The sequence below is a fragment of the Rhizobium oryziradicis genome (assembly GCF_001939045.1).
Taxonomy (GTDB): domain Bacteria; phylum Pseudomonadota; class Alphaproteobacteria; order Rhizobiales; family Rhizobiaceae; genus Allorhizobium; species Allorhizobium oryziradicis.
On sequence record NZ_MKIM01000031.1, the window covers coordinates 17,389 to 40,268 of the forward strand.

The following is a 22,880-nucleotide window of genomic DNA, read 5'->3' on the forward strand; positions in this document are numbered from 1 at the left end:
TGGGAGGAGAAGCACAATGTCAGACATTTCAGCACCGAACCACGTCGATCGGCAAAGACGACTGTTTCTTGGCGTCGCCACCACCGCACTGGCCGCAAGCACCGGCGGTCTTCAGGCACAAGCAACAGACGCGGCAACGCCGGACGGTGGCCCGCTTTCCGATGTGCCCATCGTTTTACCAAAAACAGAATTTGTCTATGAGGCAATCGTCACGCTTCAGGACACCATTGAAATGGGCCAGTCACCTCTCGGCGATCGACGCATTATCAACATCACCGGTGGTGAATTTGCAGGCCCCCGTATCAAGGGCAAGGTTATGCCAGGTGGCGCGGACCGGCAATTGCTGCGAAAAGATGGCGTGCGGCTTTTGAATGCGCTCTATGAAATGCAGACCGAGGATGGTGCGATTATCACCGTCAACAACAGGGTTCTGATCGATTCGCCCAAAGATGGGCCTCGATACGCATTTTCTCATATCGACATCACCGCACCAGAAGGTCCGCATGACTGGCTGAACCGCCGGATGTTTGTCGGCACCCTGCATAGCCTGCGGCCAAAGCCCATGGTTCTGATTCGGGTTTTCAGCCTCGTGTAACAGACACGCCGATCAAGCGATCAATCCTGATCGGGTTTGACGCGCATTTTCTTGATTTCGCCGCGGCCCGTCTTTGCCTTGAGACGGCGCTCAATCGAGCCTTTGGTGGGCTTGGTTTTGCGCCGTGGCGGCGGCGGTGGTTTTGCGGCTTCCAAAACCAGTTCTTTCAAACGCTCGCGCGCATCTTCACGGTTGCGATCCTGACTGCGAAACCGGCTGGCCTCTATCAACAGCACGCCTTCTTTCGAGAGCCGGCGGCCTGCCAGCTTGATGGCATTGTTTTTGACCCGCTCCGGCAAGGATGGCGAACCGACCAGATTGAAGAACAGTTGAACAGCCGTCGAAACCTTGTTGACATTTTGCCCACCCGGACCACCGGCCAGCACAAATTGCTCGGTCAGTTCCCAACCGGCGATCGTGATTCTGTCGTTGATGTAGAGCGGGTCGCTCGCCATGGGTTCTGTCCAGCCTTGCTATCCTTTGGCTTTAGCCGAAAAGCGACGCGCGATCAAACCCGGATTCCAATTGACAAAAAGCCGGATTCAAAAAGCAAAAAGCCCGGCGATGATATCGCCGGGCCTCGAAAAAATGGTTCCACGTGAAACCTTTTATTCGGCTGCAACCGCCAAGACAGGTGCAGCATCACGCACATTGCTGTCCACATGGGCTTCGAATTTCTCGAAGTTGTTAATGAACATGCCCACCAGCTTCTTGGCTTGTGCGTCATAGTCTGCCCCATTGGCCCAGGTGGAACGCGGATCAAGGATCTTGGTATCCACGCCATCCACAGCCACAGGAACCGCGAAGCCGAAGTTGGCATCGGTGCGGAACTCAGACTTCTTCAACTCGCCAGAGAGTGCTGCGGTAAGCAGCGCGCGGGTTGCCTTGATGGGCATACGGCTGCCAACGCCGTAAGCGCCGCCGGTCCAGCCGGTGTTGACCAACCAGCAATCCACCTGGTGGGTTGCAATCAACTCCTTGAGCAGATTGCCGTATTCAGCCGGATGACGCGGCATGAACGGTGCGCCGAAGCAGGTCGAGAAGGTTGCTTCCGGCTCGGTCACGCCACGCTCTGTGCCAGCCACCTTGGCGGTGTAACCCGACAGGAAGTGATACATGGCCTGCTCAGGTGTCAGCTTGGCAATGGGTGGCATCACGCCGAACGCATCGGCAGTCAGCATGATGATGGTCTTGGGATGACCAGCGCGACCTGTGTCCGATGCATTCGGAATGAAATCCAGCGGATAGGCGCAACGGGTGTTTTCCGTCTTGGAGCCATCGTTGAAATCCGGCACGCGGTTTTCATCCAGCACCACATTTTCCAGCACTGTGCCGAAACGCTTGGTGGTAGCGAAAATTTCCGGCTCGGCTTCAGCCGACAGACGAATGGTCTTGGCGTAGCAACCACCTTCAAAGTTGAAGATGCCGTCCTCGCCCCAGCCGTGCTCGTCATCGCCAATCAAGGTGCGCGATGGATCAGCCGACAGCGTGGTCTTGCCCGTGCCCGACAGGCCGAAGAACACAGCCGAATCACCAGCAGGGCCAACGTTGGCCGAGCAATGCATGGGCATTACTTTCTTGGCGGGCAGCATGTAGTTCAGCGCGGTGAACACCGACTTCTTCATTTCACCCGCATAGAACGTGCCAGCAATCAGCACGATATTGTTGGTGAAATCGCAAGCGATCACCGTTTCGGTGCGGCAACCATGGCGCTCTGGGTCTGCTTTGAAGCTGGGCAGGTCAATGATGGTGAACTTGGCTTCAAACGTATCCAGTGTGGTGCGATCCGGGCGAATCAGCAGGTTACGGATAAACAGCGAATGCCAGGCCAATTCCGTTACCACACGGGTTGGCAAAGCATTGGCTGCATCGGCACCGCCAATCAGATCCTGCACAAAAAGCTCTTTGCCCGCCACATGCGCCAGCATGTCTTTGTGCAAGATGTCGAAATGCTCTTTCGACATAGGCTTGTTGTTATCCCACCAGATTTTGCCATCGGTGTTTTCATCGCGCACGATGAATTTGTCCTTCGGCGAGCGGCCGGTGTGCTGGCCGGTTTCTGCCAAAAGCGCACCGTCCGCGGTCAGAACGGCTTCGCCCTTGCGAATGGCATGCTCATAAAGAGCAGCCGGAAGAAGGTTATAGTGGACGCGGGTGGCCTGACCCAGACCCATCGTCTCAACACCTGTCCTGGTATTGTTCACTCCAAGCTCCTCCATGAGATATTTCCTTTTTTGGCAGGATTGGCGGTATGAATATGACTTAACGCTAGAGCCTAGATTTTAAATTTGCAAGGGCGAAATTTCAATAAAATTCAATAAAATCATATATTTAATCGGTTTAAACTGATATGCCAGTTTTTAAATCGGTTCAATTTCTGGCCAGCATCCGCTTGGCGCTTTTCAGATCGTCTCGAGCCATTGCAAGATCATCCGCATCTTGCCCTTTATCTTTGCCACAATTTGTTCCACCTTTACCCTCATGAAGCGTTTCAGCAGGGACCATTGATCACGAGATGGCTGAAAAGCCGGGAACGCACAAAGATGACGGAGATAAGCCGCATGCAAACAATCGCGCTGGTTGACGACGACCGGAACATTCTGACGTCCGTATCCATTGCTCTGGAAGCGGAAGGCTATAAGGTCGAGACCTACACCGACGGCGCATCCGCACTCGACGGACTTTTGGCCCGCCCCCCGCACCTTGGAATTTTTGACATCAAGATGCCGCGCATGGATGGCATGGAACTTTTGCGCCGCCTGCGGCAGAAATCCGATATGCCGGTGATTTTCCTCACCTCCAAGGATGAAGAGATTGATGAGCTGTTTGGCCTGAAAATGGGTGCCGACGACTTTATCACCAAGCCTTTCTCCCAGCGCCTGCTGGTCGAGCGCGTCAAGGCCATTTTGCGCCGCGCCGCCAACCGGGAAAATGCTGCCGCCGGCGGCACAGTCAAAACAGCCGCCGAACAGCAAGCCCGCAATCTGGAGCGTGGCCAGTTGGTGATGGATCAGGAACGCCACACCTGCACCTGGAAGGGCGATCCGGTAACATTGACTGTGACGGAATTCCTCATTCTGCATTCGCTGGCCCAGCGCCCCGGCGTGGTCAAGAGCCGCGATGCGCTGATGGATGCCGCCTATGATGAACAGGTCTATGTGGATGACCGCACCATTGACAGCCACATCAAGCGATTGCGAAAAAAGTTCAAAATGGCCGACAATGACTTCGACATGATTGAAACGCTCTATGGTGTAGGATACCGCTTCCGCGAAAGCGCGTGAGCCTCGTCTGAGTACTGGGCTCAACGCCAGAGCTGACATGATGGTTGAAAGGCTACTCCCTTGATGAGGCGATCTGCGGATAAGGATACAGAACTGGGCGACGGTCGCCCAGCCTCAAGACGCTTGTCCTTTTCCCATCCTTTCACGCTGATCCGGCGGATCTTCGGCAATGCCGTTTTCTCCAGCCTGACGCGCCGCATCGTGTTTTTCAATCTTGCCGCCCTCATCGTGCTGGTGGGCGGTATCATGTATCTCAATCAGTTCCGTGAAGGGCTGATTGATGCGCGGGTGGAAAGCCTGCTGACGCAAGGCGAAATCATTGCCGGCGCCATTGCGGCGTCAGCCTCCGTGGATACCAATTCGATCACCATTGATCCGCAAAAGCTGCTTGAGTTGCAGGCCGGACAAAGCATTACGCCTGTGCCCAATGATGAGGATCTGGAATTTCCCATCAACCCGGAGCGGGTGGCACCAGTTCTGCGGCGCTTGATTTCGCCAACCCGCACCCGCGCCCGCCTGTTTGATGCCGATGCCAATCTGTTGCTGGATTCACGCCATCTGTATTCGCGCGGACAGGTGTTGCGTTACGATCTGCAACCCGTTGAAGGCGATACGGAAAGTTGGGGGGATTGGGTTGGCAAGCTGTTTAACCGCATGCTCCAGCCCGGCAATGTTCCGCTCTATAAAGAGGCCCCCGGCGGTGATGGTTCTATTTACCCGGAAGTGATGAACGCCCTGACCGGCGTGCGCGGCGCAGTAGTTCGCGTCACCGAACAAGGCGAGTTGATTGTCTCGGTGGCCGTGCCTGTGCAGCGGTTCCGCGCCGTTCTCGGCGTCTTGCTGCTATCAACACAAGCCGGTGATATTGACAAGATCGTCCATGCCGAGCGGCTGGCAATCCTGCGGGTGTTTGGTGTTGCCACGCTGGTCAATATCGTTTTGTCGCTGCTGTTGTCCTCCACCATCGCCAACCCGCTGCGCCGCCTCTCGGCTGCGGCCATTCGCGTACGGCGCGGAGCCAGAGAACGCGAGGAAATTCCGGATTTCTCTGTGCGTCAGGATGAAATTGGCAATCTTTCTGTCGCCATTCGCGAGATGACCACAGCGCTCTATGACCGCATTGATGCCATTGAGAGTTTTGCCGCCGACGTCAGCCATGAGCTGAAAAACCCCCTCACCTCGCTTCGAAGTGCTGTGGAAACCTTGCCGGTGGCCAAGACCGACGCCTCCAAGGCGCGTTTGCATGAAATTATCCAGCATGATGTGCGCCGCCTTGATCGTTTGATCAGCGATATTTCCGATGCGTCGCGGCTGGATGCCGAGCTTGCCCGCTCCGATGCCTCGCCTGTTGATATGGAGGTGGTGCTTGGCAATATGGTGGAAATCTCGCGCCAGATCAGGAGCAACAAGAAGCCGGTGAAAATCGAATATGTGCTGGAGCACAAACAAAACCAGAAAGCACGCTATATTGTTGAAGGTCACGACCTGCGCATCGGCCAGATCATCACCAATCTGATCGAAAATGCCCGGTCTTTCGTGCCCGAAAAAGAAGGGCTGATTTCGGTACGGCTTTCGCGCACCCGCAGCCGCTGCATCGTCACGGTGGAGGATAACGGTCCGGGCATTCAGGCCGAGGATATCGACCGGATTTTTGAGCGCTTCTACACTGACCGCCCGGATGGCGAGAGCTTTGGCCAAAATTCTGGTCTCGGCCTGTCCATCAGCCGCCAGATTGCCGAAGCCCACGGCGGATCACTGCGGGCAGAAAACATACTCGAAGAGGAAACCGGCAAAGTTCTGGGTGCGCGCTTCATTCTGACCCTGCCTGCCGATCCAAGCACCCATGAAAAATAGCGGGATCAACATCCATGCAACGGGAATTGTGCTTGGCCGGCAAGGGTTTTTGATTGTCGGTCCAAGCGGCTCTGGTAAATCGCGCCTCGCATCTGCACTTTTGGCAAATGCCGCTCAAAACGGGATTTTCGCAGCCTTGATCAGCGATGACCAGATCTGGATCGAGGCAAAAGCCGGGACAGTGATTGCCCATCGCCCTGAGACCATCCGGGATTTGATCGAGATCCGCTTTAGCGGCATTGTTCAAATGCCCAGCATCCGTTCTGCGGTGATCGATGCTGTGCTCATGCCGGTCTCAGCAGGCCTTGATACGGAGCGTCTGCCAGCCTTGCATGAGACCATGGAGATTTTGCCTCAGGTGTCTCTTCCGGTCTTGCGGCTCTGTGTCGATTTCAATCCCGATGTGGCCATGGTGAAAAACCTCATGCATGGCCGCATACGCGATCAGGACGCCCGTTCTTAAACACCCATCGAAGCACGTTGCACGTCTTCAAGCGAAGGGCGCGGCCCGCTCTGTTTTTCCTCTCAGGCTTGCTGATGCGGATGATCCTGAATTTCTACGGGTTTCGCAAAAACCCACCCCATTTTTTTTGACAAATGCGAATCATAGGCAGCATGCAAATATTTTATGCTTGCACTTCACATTTTCATCGCCAAGATAGCCATCCAGTTGAGAAGAATTCCAAATCATGAACGGTGTGTCTACGCTGTTTGATGAGGGAATGCAGTGGCTTTTGAGATTGTGGCGGGCAAGACGATTGATCTTCGATCAACAGACGGGTAAACGGGCCTTTTGCAGTGCGATAACTGGCCGTCAGCAGTTGAGCAGGGAGCTATAAGCGAATGATCGGACTTGTGCTTGTCACCCATGGCAAGCTGGCTGAAGAATTTCATTATGCCGTGGAACACGTTGTGGGTCCGCAGAAATTCATAGAAACAATCTGTATTGGCGCAGAAGACGATATGGATCAGCGCCGCCAGGATATTCTGGATGCGGTGTTGCGTGCCGATGATGGCCATGGCGTGATTATCCTCACCGATATGTTTGGTGGAACGCCCTCCAATCTGGCGATCTCGGTGATGAATACCGGCCGTATTGAAGTGATTGCCGGTGTTAACCTGCCCATGCTGATCAAGCTGGCCGGTGTGCGGGGCGAGAATGATATGGAAAAGGCCCTGATTGATGCATCAGAGGCCGGGCGAAAATATATCAACGTGGCCAGCCGCGTTTTGAGCGGCAAATAGGAACCACGACCAGAATGACGTCTTTCACACGAGACCTGCTCATCATCAACAAGCGCGGCCTTCACGCCCGCGCTTCGGCCAAATTTGTACAGACAGTACAAGGGTTTGAAGCCACGGTTCATGTCTCCAAGGACGGAACGACCGTTGGTGGCACATCCATCATGGGCCTGATGATGCTGGCTGCCAGCCCCGGCTGCACCATCACCGTAACGACATCGGGACTGGATGCCGAAAAGGCACTGGATACGCTGGATGCATTGGTTGCCGACAAGTTTGGCGAGGAAATGTAAACCAAGAACAACATAAAGATATAAAGACCTCTTTATGTGATTATTGCCATCATTGGCTTTCCCTGATACACCGGTTGCAATGGCCTGCCTTAAATGGTGGGCGTCGCTTGCCTGTCTTCTGCTTGAAACCAGATCGCAGGCCTGCGGTTCAATCCCGGTCTGGAGAACGCCATGAGCACTACACAGGATTACATCGTCGCCGATATCACCCTTGCCGACTACGGTCGCAAAGAGCTTGATATTGCTGAAACGGAAATGCCGGGCCTGATGGCCTGCCGCCGCGAGCTGGGCGAAACCAAGCCTTTGAAGGGCGCGCGCATCAGTGGCTCCCTGCACATGACCATTCAGACAGCCGTGCTGATTGAAACCCTCACCGCTCTGGGTGCAGAGGTTCGTTGGGCATCGTGCAACATCTTCTCGACGCAGGACCATGCTGCTGCGGCCATCGCCGCTTCTGGCGTTCCAGTGTTCGCCATCAAGGGCGAAAGCCTCACCGAATACTGGGAATACACCGACAAGATTTTTCAGTGGACCGACGGTCAGCCTTCCAACATGATCCTCGACGATGGCGGCGATGCCACCATGTACATCCTGCTCGGCGCCCGCGCTGAAGCTGGCGAAAATGTTCTGGTGAACCCATCTTCTGAAGAAGAAGAAATCCTGTTTGCCCAGATCAAGAAGCGCTTGGCTGCAACACCGGGCTTTTTCACCAAGCAGCGCGATGCCATCAAGGGCGTGACCGAAGAAACCACCACAGGCGTGAACCGTCTGTACCAGTTGAGCCAGAAGGGCCTGCTGCCTTTCCCCGCCATCAACGTCAATGACTCGGTCACTAAGTCGAAATTCGACAACAAATACGGCTGCAAGGAATCGCTGGTCGACGGCATTCGCCGCGCAACCGACGTGATGATGGCTGGTAAAGTTGCCGTGGTCTGCGGCTACGGCGACGTGGGCAAGGGCTGCGCTGCATCGCTGATCGGCGCTGGTGCTCGCGTAAAGGTCACGGAAGTTGACCCGATCTGCGCGCTTCAGGCCGCTATGGACGGCTTTGAAGTGGTGACACTGGAAGACGTTGCCAAGACCGCTGACATTTTCATCACCACCACCGGCAACAAGGACGTGATCCGCATCGAGCATATGCGCGAGATGAAGGACATGGCGATTGTTGGCAACATTGGCCACTTCGACAATGAAATTCAGGTCACAGCCCTGAAGAACATGACATGGACCAACATCAAGCCACAGGTGGACATGATCACCTTCCCGGCTGGTAACCGCATGATCCTTCTTTCCGAGGGCCGTTTGCTCAACCTTGGCAACGCCACAGGCCACCCATCCTTCGTGATGAGCGCCTCCTTCACCAACCAGGTTCTGGCCCAGATCGAGCTTTACACCAAGCCCGATGCCTACCAGAAGCAGGTCTATGTTCTGCCCAAGCACCTCGATGAAAAGGTCGCGCGCCTGCATCTGGAAAAGCTCGGCGTAAAGCTTTCTGTTCTTTCTGAAGAACAGGCTGCCTATATTGGTGTCACTCCGGCTGGCCCATTCAAGGCTGACCACTACAGATACTAATCATTAACCATATACCCACAAGATATAGAGATCGCGGTCTTGACAAAGGCCGCGATTTCTTTTTTCGCCCTACCCCTTCCCGATGAATCTTATCCACAGTATTGTTTTAACACTTGATTCGCGTGCCAACGTGAGTGCGCGGAGGTGGACAGACAATTGGTTTCTGTTCAGCTCCTTCCCCAAAAGGGATGCACTTGTGCGGTTCTCTTTTTCAAACGCAGTTGATGCCTGCGGTTTTTGAAAAATGGAGTTGCGCTAAATTGGCACATGAAATGGGGATGTCTTGTCAAAGATGCGGCAATAGGACGGAGACAGACCGGAAATGACGGTTCATACGAAATACCCGTTCCTACGGGGAAGGACGGGTAACATTCTGCGTGCCGGAATGACGCCTGTGGTGAGATTAACATATCACGGTGCAGGTGGTGGGCGCGTGATCGGTCAAAGAGCCATGCGTTGGCTGCGGTGCGGCACCATGCTCCGGGGCAGCGCTTTGAGCCTCACCGGTGGCGTGCTCGGCGCAAGACCTGTGTTCGCGCAAAGCGTGAACGCAGTCGGTACCAACACATTCTCCTCCGCAGAAATGATCGGCTTCTCTCTGGTGATCGGTGCGATTTCCGCAACGCTTTTGTCCACACTCTGGCTGGTGCGCCAACGCAACACCATTGAGGCGGAAAGCCAGGAAGCACGAACGGCTCTTTCCGAGGCCAACCAGCGCATCTCCCGCTATCAGGCGCTGATTGCCGATAAAAACCGCCGGATCGTCATCTGGGATGGTGAAGCGGAAAAGCCGGAACAGCTCGGCCATTTGCCGATTGAGACCGGTGCTCCGCAGCAGGAATCCGAGTTTTTGGCGTTTGGCCGCTGGCTCAAGCCTGTATCGGCTGCCGATCTGGATCAGGCCGTTGAAAAATTGCGGTTCAAGGCGCAAAGCTTTGATCTGATTGTTGAAACCCATCGCGATGAAGTGCTGGAAGTTCAAGGTCGCGTCTCCGGCGGCCGCGCCTTTGCCCGCTTTGTTGCGCTCAATAATCTGCGCGCCGAACTGGCTGAGCTGAAAATTGAAAAAGCCCGCCTATCCTCGACCATCGAATCCTTTGAGGGCCTGCTGGAATCCGTTGAGCAGCCCGTTTGGCAGCGCGACAACAATGGCCGGCTGATTTGGGTCAATCAGGCCTATAGCGATGCCGTGGAAACCTTGACGCCGGACCAAGCCGTGCTTGAGGGGCGTGAAATCCTCAACACCATCACCCGCGAGAAAATTCGCGCCACCATGACGCCGATTTCGCCGTTTATCGACACCGTCTCCACGGTGGTGCATGGCAACCGCACGTTCTTTGACGTGGTTGATACCAAAACGCCCAATGGCTCTTGCGGCATGGCCATCAATGTTTCGCGCGAGGAAGCGCTGCGCGAAGAGTTGAACCGCACCTTGAAAAGCCACGCCGAAACGCTGGATCATCTGGCTACACCGGTTGCGATTTTTGACGGCGAGCGGAAATTGCAGTTTTACAATCAGGCGTTCCAACAGCTTTGGGATCTGGATCTTGCTTTCCTGGAATCGCGCCCTGACCATAGTGAATTGCTGGACCGGCTGCGCAGCGCTGGCAAATTGCCAGAACAGTTAAGCTGGAAAGCATGGAAAGAAAACACCCTTTCCGTCTATCGCTCGATTGATACCCAAACCGTGCTGTGGCACCTGCCTAATGGCCAAACCTTGCGCGTCATTGCCTCTGCTCATCCGCAAGGCGGCGCAACCTGGGTGTTTGAAAACCTCACCGAGCAGGTGGATCTGGAAACCCGCTACAACACATTGGTGCAAGTTCAGGGCGAAACCATTGATCACCTGTCTGAGGGTGTCGCCGTCTTTGGTCCCGATGGCCGTATCCGGCTGTCCAACCCGGCATTCCGGGCGCTGTGGGGCATTACCGAGGCAGAAGCGGCCCCCGGCACCCATATCCGCGGCATTGAAGCCGCCTGCCTGCCCTCCTATGACAAGCCGGATGGCTGGCGCGCCTTTGGCAAGATGATCACCAGCTTTGAAGATGAGCGCCCTTCCAGCCAAGGCACAATTGAGCTTTTGTCGGGCCTGGTGCTGGACTATGGCGTAACACCGCTGCCAAACGCCCAGACGATGCTGACGTTCGTGAACATCACCGACAGCGTGCGAGCAGAACGCGCGCTTTTGGAAAAGAACGATGCGCTGCGCAAGGCCGATGAGCTGAAGAATGATTTTGTGCAGCATGTGTCCTACGAGCTGCGCTCACCGCTGACCAATATCATTGGCTTCACCGATCTTTTGAAAACCTCGGCGATTGGCCCGCTAAATGAGCGGCAGGCGGAATATGTCGATCATATTTCCACCTCGTCTTCGGTGCTGCTCACCATCGTCAATGACATTCTCGATCTGGCAACGGTGGATGCCGGCATCATGCGGCTGAACTATTCCGAGATTGATCTGACTGATCTGCTGGACGATGTATCGATGCAGATGACAGACCGCTTGCAAGAAGGTGGCGTGACGCTGGAAATCATGGTGCCGCCGCAGCTGGGCGACATTGTTGCCGACCAGCAGCGCTTGAAGCAGATCCTGATCAAAATCGTCACCAATGCCGTGAATTTTTCGCGCGAAGGCGAAACGGTGGTGCTGAAATGCTGGCGCGAGGGGGCGGATTTCGTGTTTTCCGTCACCGATACCGGCTGCGGTATTCCCGAAGACATGCTGCCATCGGTGTTCAAGCGGTTTTCCTCCAACGCCAAGAGCGGCAAACGTTCTGGCGCGGGTCTGGGTCTCTCGATTGTTGAAAGCTTCGTGTCCTTGCACAATGGCACGGTTGCCATCAACAGCGTTCCCAATCAGGGCACAACGGTCGTTTGCCGGATTCCATCTGGCACGATCTCTCATTCGGTTGCCGCTGCAGAATGACAACGGCACCGTCCTTGATCACTCTGAACCTTGCCGATGAAGCCGCAACCAAGCAGCTCGGACAGGATTTGGCGCTGGCGGTAAAGCCCGGTGATTGTCTCGCTCTCCATGGCGATCTTGGGGCTGGAAAATCCACCTTGGCGCGGGCCTTGTTACGCGCGCTTGCGGAGGATGAAGGCCTCGAAGTGCCAAGCCCAACGTTTACATTGGTGCAGAGCTATGATCTGCGCATACCGGCCTCGCATTTCGATCTTTACCGCTTGGGTGACGCTTCTGAATTGGACGAGCTTGGCTTTGACGAAGCGCTGGAAAGCGGCATTTGCCTCGTGGAATGGCCAGAGCGCGCGCAAGATCGTCTGCCGAAAGACACGATTTCCATTGCCTACAGCTTTTCCGCGGATGGTGGACGGACACTGACCATCACCGGGCTTGAATCGAAACTGAGCCGGATTCAGCGCAGCCTGAACATTCGCAATTTCCTCGACACCAATGGATTATCGGAGGCGATCCGCCTGCATCTGGCCGGTGATGCCTCCATGCGCGCCTATGAAACCATAGCTGTGCCGGGCCGCCCACCGATGATCTTGATGGATGCCGCTAAACGTCCCAACGGGCCACCAATCCGCGATGGCAAGCCCTATTCGCAAATTGTGCATCTGGCAGAAGATGTTTACCCGTTTGTGGCCATAGGCGAGATGTTGAAAACCAAGGGCCTTGCGGCACCGGCGATTTTTGAGCGCGACCTCGATCAGGGTATTTTGCTGATTGAAGACATGGGCCGCGATGGCGTGCTGGATGAGAGCGGCCAACCGATTGCCGAGCGCTATCAGGCTGCCGTTTCCTGCCTTGCCCATATCCACACGCTCGACATTCCACGCGAGATCAGCGTGACCGAGCGCTACATTCACCGCATTCCTGATTTTGATCGGGTGGCGATGAAGATGGAAGCGGAATTGCTGATTGATTGGCATATTCCATGGAAGCTCGGGCGTGAGGCGACAGCGGAAGAGCGGGCAGACTATCTCAGCATCTGGGACGGGCTGATTGACCAGCTCAAAACCGCAGAAACATCCTTGGTGCTGCGCGATTTTCATTCGCCCAATATTATCTGGCGGGGTGACAAAACCGGCGTTGATCGCGTTGGGTTGATCGATTTTCAGGATGCGATGATTGGGCCTGCGGCCTATGATCTGGCCTCGCTTGCTCAGGACGCGCGCGTTACCATTGAGCGTCCGCTGATGGACGCATTGATGGAGCGCTATATATCCGATCGCCATACCCATGGTGATTTTGATGAAGCCCGCTTCCGGCGCGATTTCGCCATTATGGCCGCCCAGCGCAATTGCAAGCTGGCGGGCCTGTGGTTCCGGCTGCTGAAACGCGATGGCAAACCGGGCTATATGCGGCATATGCCACGCACGCTGACCTATCTTTCCATAGCTTTCGAACATCCAGCCCTTGCAACGCTCAGGGATTGGTGTGCAAAACTCGGTCTGTTGCATTAGAGTTTCATAGGGAAAAGTGGAATCCGGTTTTCCCTAAAATCCAAACTCAAACAAAAAAACAGATTAGGGCTCCGTGATGATCCATCAAGCCATGGTGCTGGCCGCAGGGCTTGGCACGCGCATGCGTCCCGTTACCAATTCCATACCCAAGCCACTGGTGAAGGTTGCCGGTAAGACATTGCTGGATTACGCGCTTGATCATTTGCAACAGGCCGGGGTGGAAACGGCGGTGGTGAATGTCCATCACTTTGCTGATCAGATGCTGACGCATATCGCCCAGCGCCACGATTTGAGAATCTTGATCTCTGACGAACAGGAACGGTTGCTCAACAACGGCGGCGGGCTGGTTCAAGGTATCAAGCTGATGCCACCAGGCCCGCTTCTGGTGATGAATGCCGATCTGTTCTGGATCGGCGAGCAGGCAGGCCAACCAACCAATCTTCAACGTCTTGCGCAGTTTTTTGATCCTGAGCGCATGGATATGGCCATGCTCTGTGTGAAGCTTCAAAACACCACAGGACACAATGGCAAAAACGACTTTAACCTCGCGCCCGATGGACGTTTGAGCCGCTATCAAGAGAATGATCCCAACCCCTTTGTTTATTGCGGCGCACTGGCCATGCACTCTTCCCTATTGGATGATGCGCCAGAAGACCCCTTCAACATCAATATCTATTTTGACCGCGCCATTGCCAAGGGCCGTCTCTATGGGCTTGAGCTGCAAGGCCATTGGGTGACCGTGGGCACGCCAGAGGCCATTGGCGAGGCGGAAGTGGTGATGCAACAGCATCAGCAAGGTGCCTGATAGATGAGCCACCCCCGCATTCTCACCATTCCCGCTTCAAAGCCGTTTTTGCGACTGATCGCGCAATCGCTCTGCGATGGACGCCTCGTGCCGGGGTTTACGCATAATCCAGACGATCCGCTGTCGCTGTCCAATGTCACCATTTTGGTGCCCACCCAGCGCTCTGCCCGTGTGCTGCGGGCGGAATTTGTTGAGGTTTTAGGGGGCAGAGCTGCGATTTTGCCGATCATCAAACCGCTGGGCGAGGCAGAAGAGGACGCCAGCTATTTTGATGTCGACACCCCTGCTCTCTTGGCGCTTAACCCGCCGATCAGCAACACGGTGCGGCTGTTGGAACTGGCACAGCTGATTTTGCTCTGGCGCAACAAGCTGCCGGATATTGTGCTGAGCATTCACGCAGAAACACCGCTGGTGGCCCCGGCCAGCCCCGCCGATGCGGTGTGGCTGGCGCGTGCCCTGGTGCAGCTGATTGATTCGGTGGAAACAGAAGAGCGTGATTGGGCTGATCTCGATAAGTTAGATGCCCGCGATTTTGCTTCCTGGTGGCAATTGACGCTGGAGTTTTTGCTGATCGCCAGTGCCTATTGGCCCGCCCGTCTGGAGGAGTTGCGACGCTCGTCGCCGGTTTTGCACCGCAACAGCCTGCTCAAAGCCGAGCGCGCAAGGCTTGCGGCAAACCCGCCCCCCGGCCCGGTGATTGTAGCGGGCTCCACCGGCTCCATTCCGGCAGCGTCCGAGCTGGTGGCCACCGTCTCACGTCTGCCGCAAGGGGTTATCGTTTTGCCGGGGCTGGATAAAACCATGCCCGACCAACAATGGGCCGTGATCGGCGGCGAACAGCCCGCTGGCATGCCGCCAGAGCCTACCGCCCGCGCCCATCCGCAATATGGTCTGCACCGTCTGCTGGGTAAGCTTGGCATTGCCCGCGACGAGGTGGCGGTGCTGACAGCCGCAGAGCCGGATTTGGCGGATCGCGCTGAGATTCTATCCCGCGCCCTGTCACCCGCCAAAGCCACCGATGGCTGGACAGCCTGGCGCGAAAGCTTTGGCGATGCCCGTTTCAAAGCAGCCTTTGCTGATGTGGCCCTGATTGAAGCCGCCAATGAGCGCGAAGAAGCAATTGCCATTGCGGTGGCGCTGCGGCTGGCGCTGGAGCAGCCGGGCTTGGATGGCGGTGAAAGCCGCGCCGCTCTGATCACGCCGGATCGAAACCTTGCCCGCCGCGTGGCATCTGAGCTGGCCCGTTTCGGCATTATTGCAGATGATTCGGCCGGAACGCCGTTTTCATCGACCCCGCAGGGCACCTTAACCGCCCTTGTGCTGGAAGCCATATTGCGCCCCGGCGATCCGGTCTCGATTGTTTCGCTGCTCAAGCACCCGCTTGCCTGTTTTGGCCAAGACGATGAAGGCTTGCAAGAGGCCGCAGACGCGCTGGAAGTGATTGCGCTTCGCGGCGGCAAAGGCCCCGTGGATATTGCCGATCTGGCCAATCTGTTTGATCGGCAGTTGGTGGAGCAATTCGATGACCGTCACCCGCCCTCGTGGCGGCGCACTGTGAGTGATGACGCCAAAGCGCGCGCCCGCGCCTTGGCCGTGGCCATTGCCGAGGCTGTGGAGCCCTTGGCGGGGCATGTGGTGTCCAAACCGGATGGGCGCTCCTTCACCACGCGCCTGTCTTTAAAAGAATGGGCAGAGCGCACAGGCCGGGTGCTGGAGGCCGTGGCAAAGCGCAAAAACGGCGATCTCGCCCCCCTGTGGGCCGATGAAGCTGGGGCAGTTCTGGTTCGGCTGCTCAGCGAAATTATGGAAACCGATGGTGAGCTATTGGCTGATGGCTCGCAATGGATTGATATTCTGACCGCTTTGACGGCATCCGAGTCAGTCAAGCCCAAGGCGTTGCGCCATCCGCGTGTGTTTATTTTCGGGGCGCTTGAAGCGCGTCTGCAAAGCGTGGACACCATGGTTTTGGGTGGCTTGAACGAGGGATCATGGCCCGGCACCACCACCAACAATCCATTTTTATCGCGCACCATGAAAACAGAAATGGGGCTTGAGCCGCCGGAGCGGCAAATTGGCCAGCTGGCCCATGACTTTGAAATGGCCAATGGCACAAGGCAGATGATTTATAGTCGCGCCCTGCGTCAAGGCTCTGCCCCCACCGTTGCCTCGCGCTGGCTACAACGCCTGATGGCTTTGGCCGGCAAGGATTTTGCGGCTGCGATGAAAGAACGCGGCGAGCGCTATCGCCACTTTGCCGATCTGCTCGATCAAGGCGGTGATCAGGCCCCCGCCCAGCGCCCCGGCCCCAAACCACCGGAGGATTTGCACCCGAAAACCTATTCTTTCAGCGAGGTTGGGCGGTTGAGGCGTGATCCCTACTCTATCTATGCACGGCGAATTTTGAAACTCGATCCAGTCGATCCCTTCAACAGCGATCCGGGCGCGTCGGAGCGCGGCACGCTCTATCACGCCATTGTCGAGCGATTTATCTCAACAATGCCAGAAAAGCTGGGACCGGATGCGGAAGTTTTGATGCAGCAAATCACCGATGAGCTGTTTGATGCCGAGAACCTGCCTGCCCATATTGATGTGGTGTGGCGCAAGCGCTTTGGCGATGTTGGCCGCGCCTTTATTGAGTGGCAGCGCCAGCGCGATCCGGCCAAGATGGTGACAGAAGCGCGCGCGGGCGTTGATCTCGATGGCATCAATATCCGGCTAACAGGTATTGCCGACCGCATTGATATTCGCGCAAGCCACGCCGATATTATTGATTATAAAACCGGCTCAAACCCCAGCACATCGCAGGCGCGGTCCTTGCTCGATCCGCAATTGGCGCTGGAAGCAGCAGCTTTGAAAATGGGAGCTTTCAAAGATGTTGGAAGACTGACACCGGAAAACCTCACCTATGTGCGGCTTCGCCCCGGCGGGCGATTTAAGGCCGAAATGGTCAATAATGAGCTGACCGGCAAGGGCGACAAGGCCAAATCGGCGCTCGATCTGGCCGCAGAATCCATTGAGCAGCTCACCCGGTTTGTCACGCTTTTGCAATCGGGTGATCGCGGCTATGTCTCGCGCCTCATGCCAGCGCAGATGAATGATTACAGCGGCGATTACGATCATTTGGCCAGAGTCGCCGAATGGTCGACCGCAGAAAGCACAGAGGAGAGCGCCAGCGATGAATGATCTTGATGCGCTTCCAGACTCCGACGATCCGAAACTGTGGATTGACTGGACAACGGCCAAACAGGCCACGGCCTCGGACCCCACCCGCTCGGCTTGGGTGTCGGCCAATGCGGGGTCTGGCAAAACCCATGTGTTGACCCAGCGGGTCATTCGCCTGTTGCTGGCGGGGGCACGGCCATCGTCGATTCTTTGCCTCACCTATACAAAAGCGGCGGCATCGGAAATGTCCAACCGCGTGTTTGACCGGCTGGCGGAATGGGCCACCCTGCCCGATGTCGCCCTTTCCAAACGCATTGAAGACATTGAAAAGACCCCACCGGATGCGCTCAAGATTGCGGAAGCGCGCCGCCTGTTTGCCCGCGCACTGGAAACGCCGGGCGGTTTGAAAATCCAGACCATTCATGCCTTTTGCGAATCGCTTTTGCATCAGTTTCCGCTGGAGGCCAATGTCGCCGGGCATTTCTCGGTGCTGGATGATCGCGCAGCCTCTGTGCTGCTGGCGGATGCGCGCCGCTCACTGCTCACTGCAACCGCAACAGAAGACGACGTGGTGTTAGCGGACGCCTTTGCCGAAGTGCTCAGTCTGGGTGATGAATTCGGGCTGGAAAATCTGCTCTCGGATATCATTGCCAATCGCCATGCCATCCGCGGCTTTATCACCGCAGCAAGCTATAAAGGCGGCGTGGATCTGGCTTTGCGGCAGGCGCTGGGGCTTGGACAATATGAGACAGAGCAATCCTTGGCGGAAGCCTATTGGCCACTGGCCGATTTAAGCGGCCCCCTTCTCTCCACCTATATTGATCTGGCTTTCAGCAAGGGTGGGGTGAAGGTGCAAGATACCGCACACCTTCTGGAACGGGCGGTGCGCCAGACCGATCCGTTTTTGCGCGCTAAGCTGCTGGATGAAGCCTTTCATACCGCCGCCGACAAGCCAAAGGCCGATGTGTCGCTGATCGCAGCAGCCATGAAAAAGGCAGCCCCAGAGCTTTCGGATGCCGTTGCCAATGCGCGCGAGCATGTGGTGACTTGTCGCGAACGCTTGCGGCTCTTTCGGCTGTTTAAAGCCACCAAAGCGGCGCTGACCTTGGCTGAACGGTTGAGCCTAGACTATGAGGAGTTGAAAAAACGCAGCAGCCAGCTGGATTTTGAAGACTTGATTGCCCGCACCGCCGAGCTTTTGACCCGCAGCGCCGTTGGCCCTTGGGTGCATTACAAACTCGATCAAGGCATTGACCATATTCTGGTGGATGAGGCGCAAGACACCAGCCCGGTGCAATGGTCGGTGATCCGCTCGCTACGAGAGGACTTTTTCTCGGGGCAAAGCGCACGGCAGGTTCGCCGCACCTTCTTTGCCGTGGGCGATGAAAAGCAATCGATCTATTCGTTTCAAGGCGCAAGGCCGGAGCGCTTTTCGCAAGAAGCACGCGAAACCGAGCGGGAAGTGGCCAGAGGCGGCGAAAACTTTAGCGCTGTGCGCCTGCCGCTCTCGTTTCGCTCCACCAATGCCGTGCTCTCGGCCGTGGACCAGGTGTTTGCCCAAGGCCCCAATGCGCGTGGCCTGTCTGCTGTTAACGAGCCGGTGGTGCATATGTCCAGCCGCACGGGCCACCCCGGCAGCGTCGAAGTGTGGAAGATGGTGGCCCCCGAAGGCATCGACAATGAAGAGGACTGGACAGCCCCCTTTGATGCCACGCCGGAAAGCGCGCCGTCGGCGATTTTGGCCCGGCGCATCGCCCAGCGCATTGAAGCGATGATTGGCCGAGAAACCATTGTTGAAAAGGGTATTGAGCGCGCAATTGAGGCGGGCGATATTCTGATTTTGGTGCGCAAGCGTGGCGCTTTCGTCAATGCCCTGACGCGGGCTTTGAAACGGCGCAACAATATTCCGGTGGCTGGTGCAGACCGCTTGCGCCTGACCGGCCATATCGCCGTGCAGGATCTGATGGCGCTTGGCCGCTTCACGCTGCTCACTGCGGACGATCTGTCCTTGGCAGCGCTTTTGAAAAGCCCACTGTTTAATCTCACCGAAGAGGATGTGTTTGCGGTGTCGGCACGGCGCGGGGACTCAAGCGTCTTTGGCGAGATCCAGCGCCTGGCGCAGGAAGGCGTTGAGCCATGGGTCTCGGTGTCGACGCGGCTCACGGAGTATCAAACGCAGGCGCGGGAATTGCCGCCCCATGATTTTTACGCGCGCGTGCTAGGCCCGCTGGGTGCGCGCCGCGCCTTCCTTGGGCGCCTCGGCAGTGAGGTCAGCGATATTCTCGATGAATTCCTCACCTTTGCCCTTGCCCACGAGCAATCTGGCCTGCCGGGCCTGCAATCCTTCATCACCATGCTGGAGTTGGAAAGCCCCGAAGTGAAGCGCGAGCAGGACAAGGAGCGCAGCGAAGTGCGGGTCATGACCGTTCATGCCTCAAAGGGTCTGGAAGCGCCGATTGTGTTTCTGGTCGATGACGGCTCCAAGGCGTTTAATCACAGCCATCTGCCGAAATTCCGCATGATTGCATCGGAAAATAGCGAGATGGAATTTCCCATCTGGGCACCCGTGAAGGCGGTGGACAATGCCATTGTCGCCGCTGATGTGGCGCGCCGAAAGCAGGCGACCGAAGAGGAATATCGCCGCTTGCTCTATGTGGGCATGACGCGGGCTGCTGACCGCTTGGTGGTTTGCGGCTATCGCGGCAAGATCCAGCAAAGCGAGGTCTGGCATGAGATGATCATGTCGTCGCTGGAGCTGGATGAAAACCAATGCCGTCAGGAGCGCTTTTCAGGGCCGGAAGGGGAATGGGAAGGCTTGCTTTGGCAGCGTCCCGGCCCAAGGACCAGCTTTGAGCGTTTTGAGGCCCATAAAATCATCAAAACGCCGGAGCCTTTGCCCGACGCCCTTTTGCGCCCTGCGCCGCCACCGCCGCGCTTGCCAAGGCCGCTCAGCCCATCCGGTGCAAGCCTTGCCGTGGATGAAGACGATGGCGAGTTGATGCTTTACTCTCCCCTGTTTGATCAGGGGCAAGATGCCGGGCTTGCGCTGCAACGCGGACGTATTGCCCACCGCATGTTGCAGATGTTGCCCGGCCTGCCGCCGTCAGAGCGCGGCGATGCGGCCCACCGTTACGCGGAAAGGGCGGCGCGCTTTTGGCCAGCGCATGAGCGTGAGCGCATGGTCGCTTCGGTTTTGAATATTTTGGCCCACCCTGATCTAAGCGATGTTTTCTCCGGTACCGGTCAGGCGGAGCTTTCGATTATGGGCACAATCCGTCTTGGGCGCGAACTTCGCGCCGTGTCTGGCCGAATTGACCGCTTGGTGGTGACAGACGAAAAAGTGATCCTGCTGGATTATAAAACCAATCGGCAGCCACCAACGAGATCTGAAGACGTGCCCTTTTCCCACACGGCCCAGCTGGCTATCTATCGGGAACTGCTCACCCCTCTCTATCCGGGCAAGCCGATAGACTGCATTTTGGTTTATACGGAGGGTCCGAATGTTGTGACAATGAGTGAGGCTGGAATGAGCCATGCACTGGAAGCACTTCAGCCTCCTGAATAATTCCTTCAATCGAAATCAATTAAAGGAATTATTCAGCAAATTTAAAGTGCTACAGCGAAGCTAGATGCGCCTTAAAAGGCGCACGGCGCTGTCGTGCGCAAGATCACATTGAAATCTGAATGATTATCATCATATATATGACAACAGCATTTCTCCAAGGAGCAGCCAATGGCTACCGTAAAAGTTGACATGAACAATTTCGACGCAGAAGTTCTGCAGTCCGCAGAGCCTGTTGTTGTAGACTTCTGGGCAGAATGGTGCGGCCCATGCAAGATGATCGCTCCAAGCCTGGACGAAATCTCGGTTGAAATGGCGGGCAAGGTGAAGATCGCCAAGCTCAACATTGATGAAAACCCGGAACTGGCCGCCAAGTTTGGCGTACGCTCCATTCCAACGCTGGCTATGTTCAAGGGCGGCGAAGTGGCTGACATCAAGGTTGGCGCATCGCCAAAGACCGCCTTGTCCAGCTGGATCTCCAGCGCGGCCTAATCTCTGGCCCACATAGTCAGCAAAAAGCCCGGTTGATGCCGGGCTTTTTTGTGGGCATTTTTGAACGCACTCTCAACCTTTCGTCACCCTCAAGCCTGTCCCGAGGGTCGCAGCCGGAGAAGATGTCGCTGGTGTCAGTTCTCACATTGGGCAGCAGCAGATGCTCGGCACAAGACCAAGCATGACGCCGGAGCGTTTGGAACCGTGTTGGAGCTCACGCCGGTGGCGTGCCATTGTCCGCCAGCACATTGCCAACCAGATAGAGCGATCCGCCAATCAGAATACGCGCTGGCTCGGCACTGCCTTCCATGGTGGCGCGGATAGCCTCCAGCGCGTCTGTCACCGAAGACACCGGCGTGGCAGGTATGCCCTCGTCATAGGCGGCGGCGGCCAACGCGACGGGGTCCAATGCTGCATCGGTTCCGCGAATAGGAACCGTGAACACATGAACGGCCAATCCCTCAAACGCCTTGAAGTAACCGTGTGGCTCTTTGGTGTTGAGCATGCCGATAATCAGATAAAGCGGGCGGGACTGACGCTCTTCAAAGCCTGCCATGGCCTCGGCAATCACTTCGCCTGCACCGGGATTATGGCCGCCATCCACCCAGATTTCTGCGTTTATTGGCGCGTGGCTGATCAACGCACCTTCGGTCAGTTTTTGCAGACGACCGGCCCATTCAACGCTGGTCATAGCAGCGTCGGCCATCGCCTGGGTAACCGTAAAGCCTGCTGCGCGTAGTGCCCGAATGGCAGCGGCGGCATTGGCATATTGGTGGCGCCCCGGCAATTTCGGCAGGGGCAAATCCATCAAACCGGATTCGTCTTGATAGACGAGGCGCCCATGCTCTTCAAAGGCCAGAAAATCCTGACCGAAAACAACATGCGGACAATGGAGCCGCTCGGCGGTGTCCACCAATGTGTCTCTTGCTGCTTCAAATTCCTGATGGCCGATCACCACCGGACAGCCTTTTTTCATGATCCCGGCTTTTTCCGCCGCAATCAACTCCACCCGGTCACCAAGATACGCCTGATGATCAAAGGAAATCGGCATGATGACTGAGACGGCCGGTTTATCGATCACATTGGTGCAATCCAACCGTCCGCCCATGCCCACTTCCATAATCACCACATCGGCGGGAATTTCGGAAAACAGCAAAAAGGCCGCAGCGGTGAGGATTTCAAACACGGTGATGGCTTGGCCATCATTGGCTTTGGCCACCCGGCGCAGCGCATCGGCCAGCACCAGATCATCCACCAGCGCTCCGCGCCCACCTTTGACACCAATGCGATAGCGCTCGTGCCAATTCACCAGATGCGGCGAGGTGTGAACATGCACGGCAAGGCCAGCCTGCTCTAACAGTGCGCGGGTAAAAGCGGTAAACGAGCCTTTGCCATTGGTGCCTGCCACATGGATCACCGGCGGCAATTTGTCTTGCGGATTGCCCAACACGTCTAGCAGGCGGCGCATACGCCCAAGGGTCATATCAAAACCCTTGGGATGCAGGCTCATCAATTCATCAATAACCTGTTCGGCTTGGCTGGCGGCGATATCGGTCATGTCTCTATCCAAGTCTTACAGGGTGTCTTT

At 56.4% G+C, this 22,880-nt stretch carries 16 protein-coding genes; 13 read left to right on the top strand and 3 right to left on the bottom strand.

What is annotated here, in order from left to right; genetic code table 11:
* The first annotated feature begins 16 nt into the window (after window positions 1–16).
* Window positions 17–595, top strand: coding sequence for a DUF3237 domain-containing protein (locus BJF95_RS20065; protein WP_075641275.1), 579 nt, complete (start codon window positions 17–19; stop codon window positions 593–595).
* Window positions 596–615: 20 nt separating this feature from the next.
* Here BJF95_RS20065 and arfB read toward each other — a convergent pair whose 3' ends face one another.
* Window positions 616–1,050 (bottom strand): alternative ribosome rescue aminoacyl-tRNA hydrolase ArfB, encoded by a 435-nt coding sequence (gene arfB / locus BJF95_RS20070; RefSeq protein WP_075641276.1) that lies wholly within the window; start codon window positions 1,048–1,050, stop codon window positions 616–618.
* A 153-nt stretch (window positions 1,051–1,203) separates the two neighbouring features.
* Window positions 1,204–2,814, bottom strand: coding sequence for a phosphoenolpyruvate carboxykinase (locus BJF95_RS20075; RefSeq protein ID WP_075641277.1), 1,611 nt, complete (start codon window positions 2,812–2,814; stop codon window positions 1,204–1,206).
* Between the two features lie 342 nt (window positions 2,815–3,156).
* Here BJF95_RS20075 and BJF95_RS20080 point away from each other — a divergent pair, with 342 nt between their 5' ends.
* The 12 genes from BJF95_RS20080 (at window position 3,157) to trxA (ending at window position 21,292) form a co-directional block, all read left to right on the top strand.
* Window positions 3,157–3,879 carry a response regulator transcription factor gene (locus BJF95_RS20080; protein ID WP_139317580.1) on the top strand — a complete coding sequence of 241 codons (723 nt, stop codon included), beginning with the start codon at window positions 3,157–3,159 and terminating at the stop codon, window positions 3,877–3,879.
* 63 nt (window positions 3,880–3,942) lie between these two features.
* On the top strand, window positions 3,943–5,733 hold the full coding sequence (locus BJF95_RS20085; protein ID WP_075641279.1) for a sensor histidine kinase: 1,791 nt from the start codon (window positions 3,943–3,945) through the stop codon (window positions 5,731–5,733).
* Window positions 5,723–6,196, top strand: a complete 474-nt coding sequence (locus tag BJF95_RS20090) for an HPr kinase/phosphorylase (RefSeq protein WP_075641280.1) — start codon at window positions 5,723–5,725, stop codon at window positions 6,194–6,196. The genes BJF95_RS20085 and BJF95_RS20090 overlap by 11 nt, the downstream gene beginning before the upstream one ends.
* A 380-nt stretch (window positions 6,197–6,576) precedes the next feature.
* Window positions 6,577–6,978, top strand: coding sequence for a PTS sugar transporter subunit IIA (locus BJF95_RS20095; protein ID WP_075641281.1), 402 nt, complete (start codon window positions 6,577–6,579; stop codon window positions 6,976–6,978).
* A 14-nt stretch (window positions 6,979–6,992) separates the two neighbouring features.
* Window positions 6,993–7,268: an HPr family phosphocarrier protein gene (locus BJF95_RS20100; protein WP_075641282.1), complete on the top strand. Its 276-nt coding sequence runs from the start codon at window positions 6,993–6,995 to the stop codon at window positions 7,266–7,268.
* 171 nt (window positions 7,269–7,439) lie between these two features.
* On the top strand, window positions 7,440–8,840 hold the full coding sequence (gene ahcY / locus BJF95_RS20105) for an adenosylhomocysteinase (RefSeq protein WP_075641283.1): 1,401 nt from the start codon (window positions 7,440–7,442) through the stop codon (window positions 8,838–8,840).
* 475 nt (window positions 8,841–9,315) lie between these two features.
* The gene (locus BJF95_RS20110; RefSeq protein WP_425348718.1) at window positions 9,316–11,766 is read left to right on the top strand and encodes a sensor histidine kinase; all 2,451 of its coding nucleotides are present in this window, start codon (window positions 9,316–9,318) and stop codon (window positions 11,764–11,766) included.
* A complete protein-coding gene (tsaE, locus tag BJF95_RS20115; protein WP_075641285.1) occupies window positions 11,763–13,271 on the top strand; it encodes a tRNA (adenosine(37)-N6)-threonylcarbamoyltransferase complex ATPase subunit type 1 TsaE in 1,509 nt (502 codons plus the stop codon). The genes BJF95_RS20110 and tsaE overlap by 4 nt, the downstream gene beginning before the upstream one ends.
* 73 nt (window positions 13,272–13,344) lie before the next feature.
* On the top strand, window positions 13,345–14,076 hold the full coding sequence (locus BJF95_RS20120; protein WP_075641286.1) for a nucleotidyltransferase family protein: 732 nt from the start codon (window positions 13,345–13,347) through the stop codon (window positions 14,074–14,076).
* 3 nt (window positions 14,077–14,079) lie between these two features.
* Complete coding sequence (addB, locus tag BJF95_RS20125; protein WP_075641287.1) at window positions 14,080–17,259, top strand: double-strand break repair protein AddB; 3,180 nt, start codon at window positions 14,080–14,082, stop codon at window positions 17,257–17,259.
* Window positions 17,252–20,803, top strand: coding sequence for a double-strand break repair helicase AddA (addA, locus tag BJF95_RS20130; RefSeq protein WP_075641288.1), 3,552 nt, complete (start codon window positions 17,252–17,254; stop codon window positions 20,801–20,803). The genes addB and addA overlap by 8 nt, the downstream gene beginning before the upstream one ends.
* 168 nt (window positions 20,804–20,971) lie before the next feature.
* Complete coding sequence (gene trxA, locus BJF95_RS20135) at window positions 20,972–21,292, top strand: thioredoxin (protein ID WP_075641289.1); 321 nt, start codon at window positions 20,972–20,974, stop codon at window positions 21,290–21,292.
* Between the two features lie 214 nt (window positions 21,293–21,506).
* Here the strand turns inward: trxA and BJF95_RS20140 are convergent, their stop codons facing one another.
* The gene (locus BJF95_RS20140; protein WP_245297388.1) at window positions 21,507–22,850 is read right to left on the bottom strand and encodes a bifunctional folylpolyglutamate synthase/dihydrofolate synthase; all 1,344 of its coding nucleotides are present in this window, start codon (window positions 22,848–22,850) and stop codon (window positions 21,507–21,509) included.
* Window positions 22,851–22,880: the final 30 nt, after the last annotated feature.

What these genes read in the sequence shown, in the direction of transcription:
- BJF95_RS20065 (WP_075641275.1), top strand. Translation starts at nt 17, where the DNA reads ATGTCAGACATTTCAGCACCGAACCACGTCGATCGGCAAAGACGACTG.
- arfB (WP_075641276.1), bottom strand. Translation starts at nt 1,050, where the DNA reads ATGGCGAGCGACCCGCTCTACATCAACGACAGAATCACGATCGCCGGT.
- BJF95_RS20075 (WP_075641277.1), bottom strand. Translation starts at nt 2,814, where the DNA reads ATGGAGGAGCTTGGAGTGAACAATACCAGGACAGGTGTTGAGACGATG.
- BJF95_RS20080 (WP_139317580.1), top strand. Translation starts at nt 3,157, where the DNA reads ATGCAAACAATCGCGCTGGTTGACGACGACCGGAACATTCTGACGTCC.
- BJF95_RS20085 (WP_075641279.1), top strand. Translation starts at nt 3,943, where the DNA reads ATGAGGCGATCTGCGGATAAGGATACAGAACTGGGCGACGGTCGCCCA.
- BJF95_RS20090 (WP_075641280.1), top strand. Translation starts at nt 5,723, where the DNA reads ATGAAAAATAGCGGGATCAACATCCATGCAACGGGAATTGTGCTTGGC.
- BJF95_RS20095 (WP_075641281.1), top strand. Translation starts at nt 6,577, where the DNA reads ATGATCGGACTTGTGCTTGTCACCCATGGCAAGCTGGCTGAAGAATTT.
- BJF95_RS20100 (WP_075641282.1), top strand. Translation starts at nt 6,993, where the DNA reads ATGACGTCTTTCACACGAGACCTGCTCATCATCAACAAGCGCGGCCTT.
- ahcY (WP_075641283.1), top strand. Translation starts at nt 7,440, where the DNA reads ATGAGCACTACACAGGATTACATCGTCGCCGATATCACCCTTGCCGAC.
- BJF95_RS20110 (WP_425348718.1), top strand. Translation starts at nt 9,316, where the DNA reads ATGCTCCGGGGCAGCGCTTTGAGCCTCACCGGTGGCGTGCTCGGCGCA.
- tsaE (WP_075641285.1), top strand. Translation starts at nt 11,763, where the DNA reads ATGACAACGGCACCGTCCTTGATCACTCTGAACCTTGCCGATGAAGCC.
- addB (WP_075641287.1), top strand. Translation starts at nt 14,080, where the DNA reads ATGAGCCACCCCCGCATTCTCACCATTCCCGCTTCAAAGCCGTTTTTG.
- addA (WP_075641288.1), top strand. Translation starts at nt 17,252, where the DNA reads ATGAATGATCTTGATGCGCTTCCAGACTCCGACGATCCGAAACTGTGG.
- trxA (WP_075641289.1), top strand. Translation starts at nt 20,972, where the DNA reads ATGGCTACCGTAAAAGTTGACATGAACAATTTCGACGCAGAAGTTCTG.
- BJF95_RS20140 (WP_245297388.1), bottom strand. Translation starts at nt 22,850, where the DNA reads ATGACCGATATCGCCGCCAGCCAAGCCGAACAGGTTATTGATGAATTG.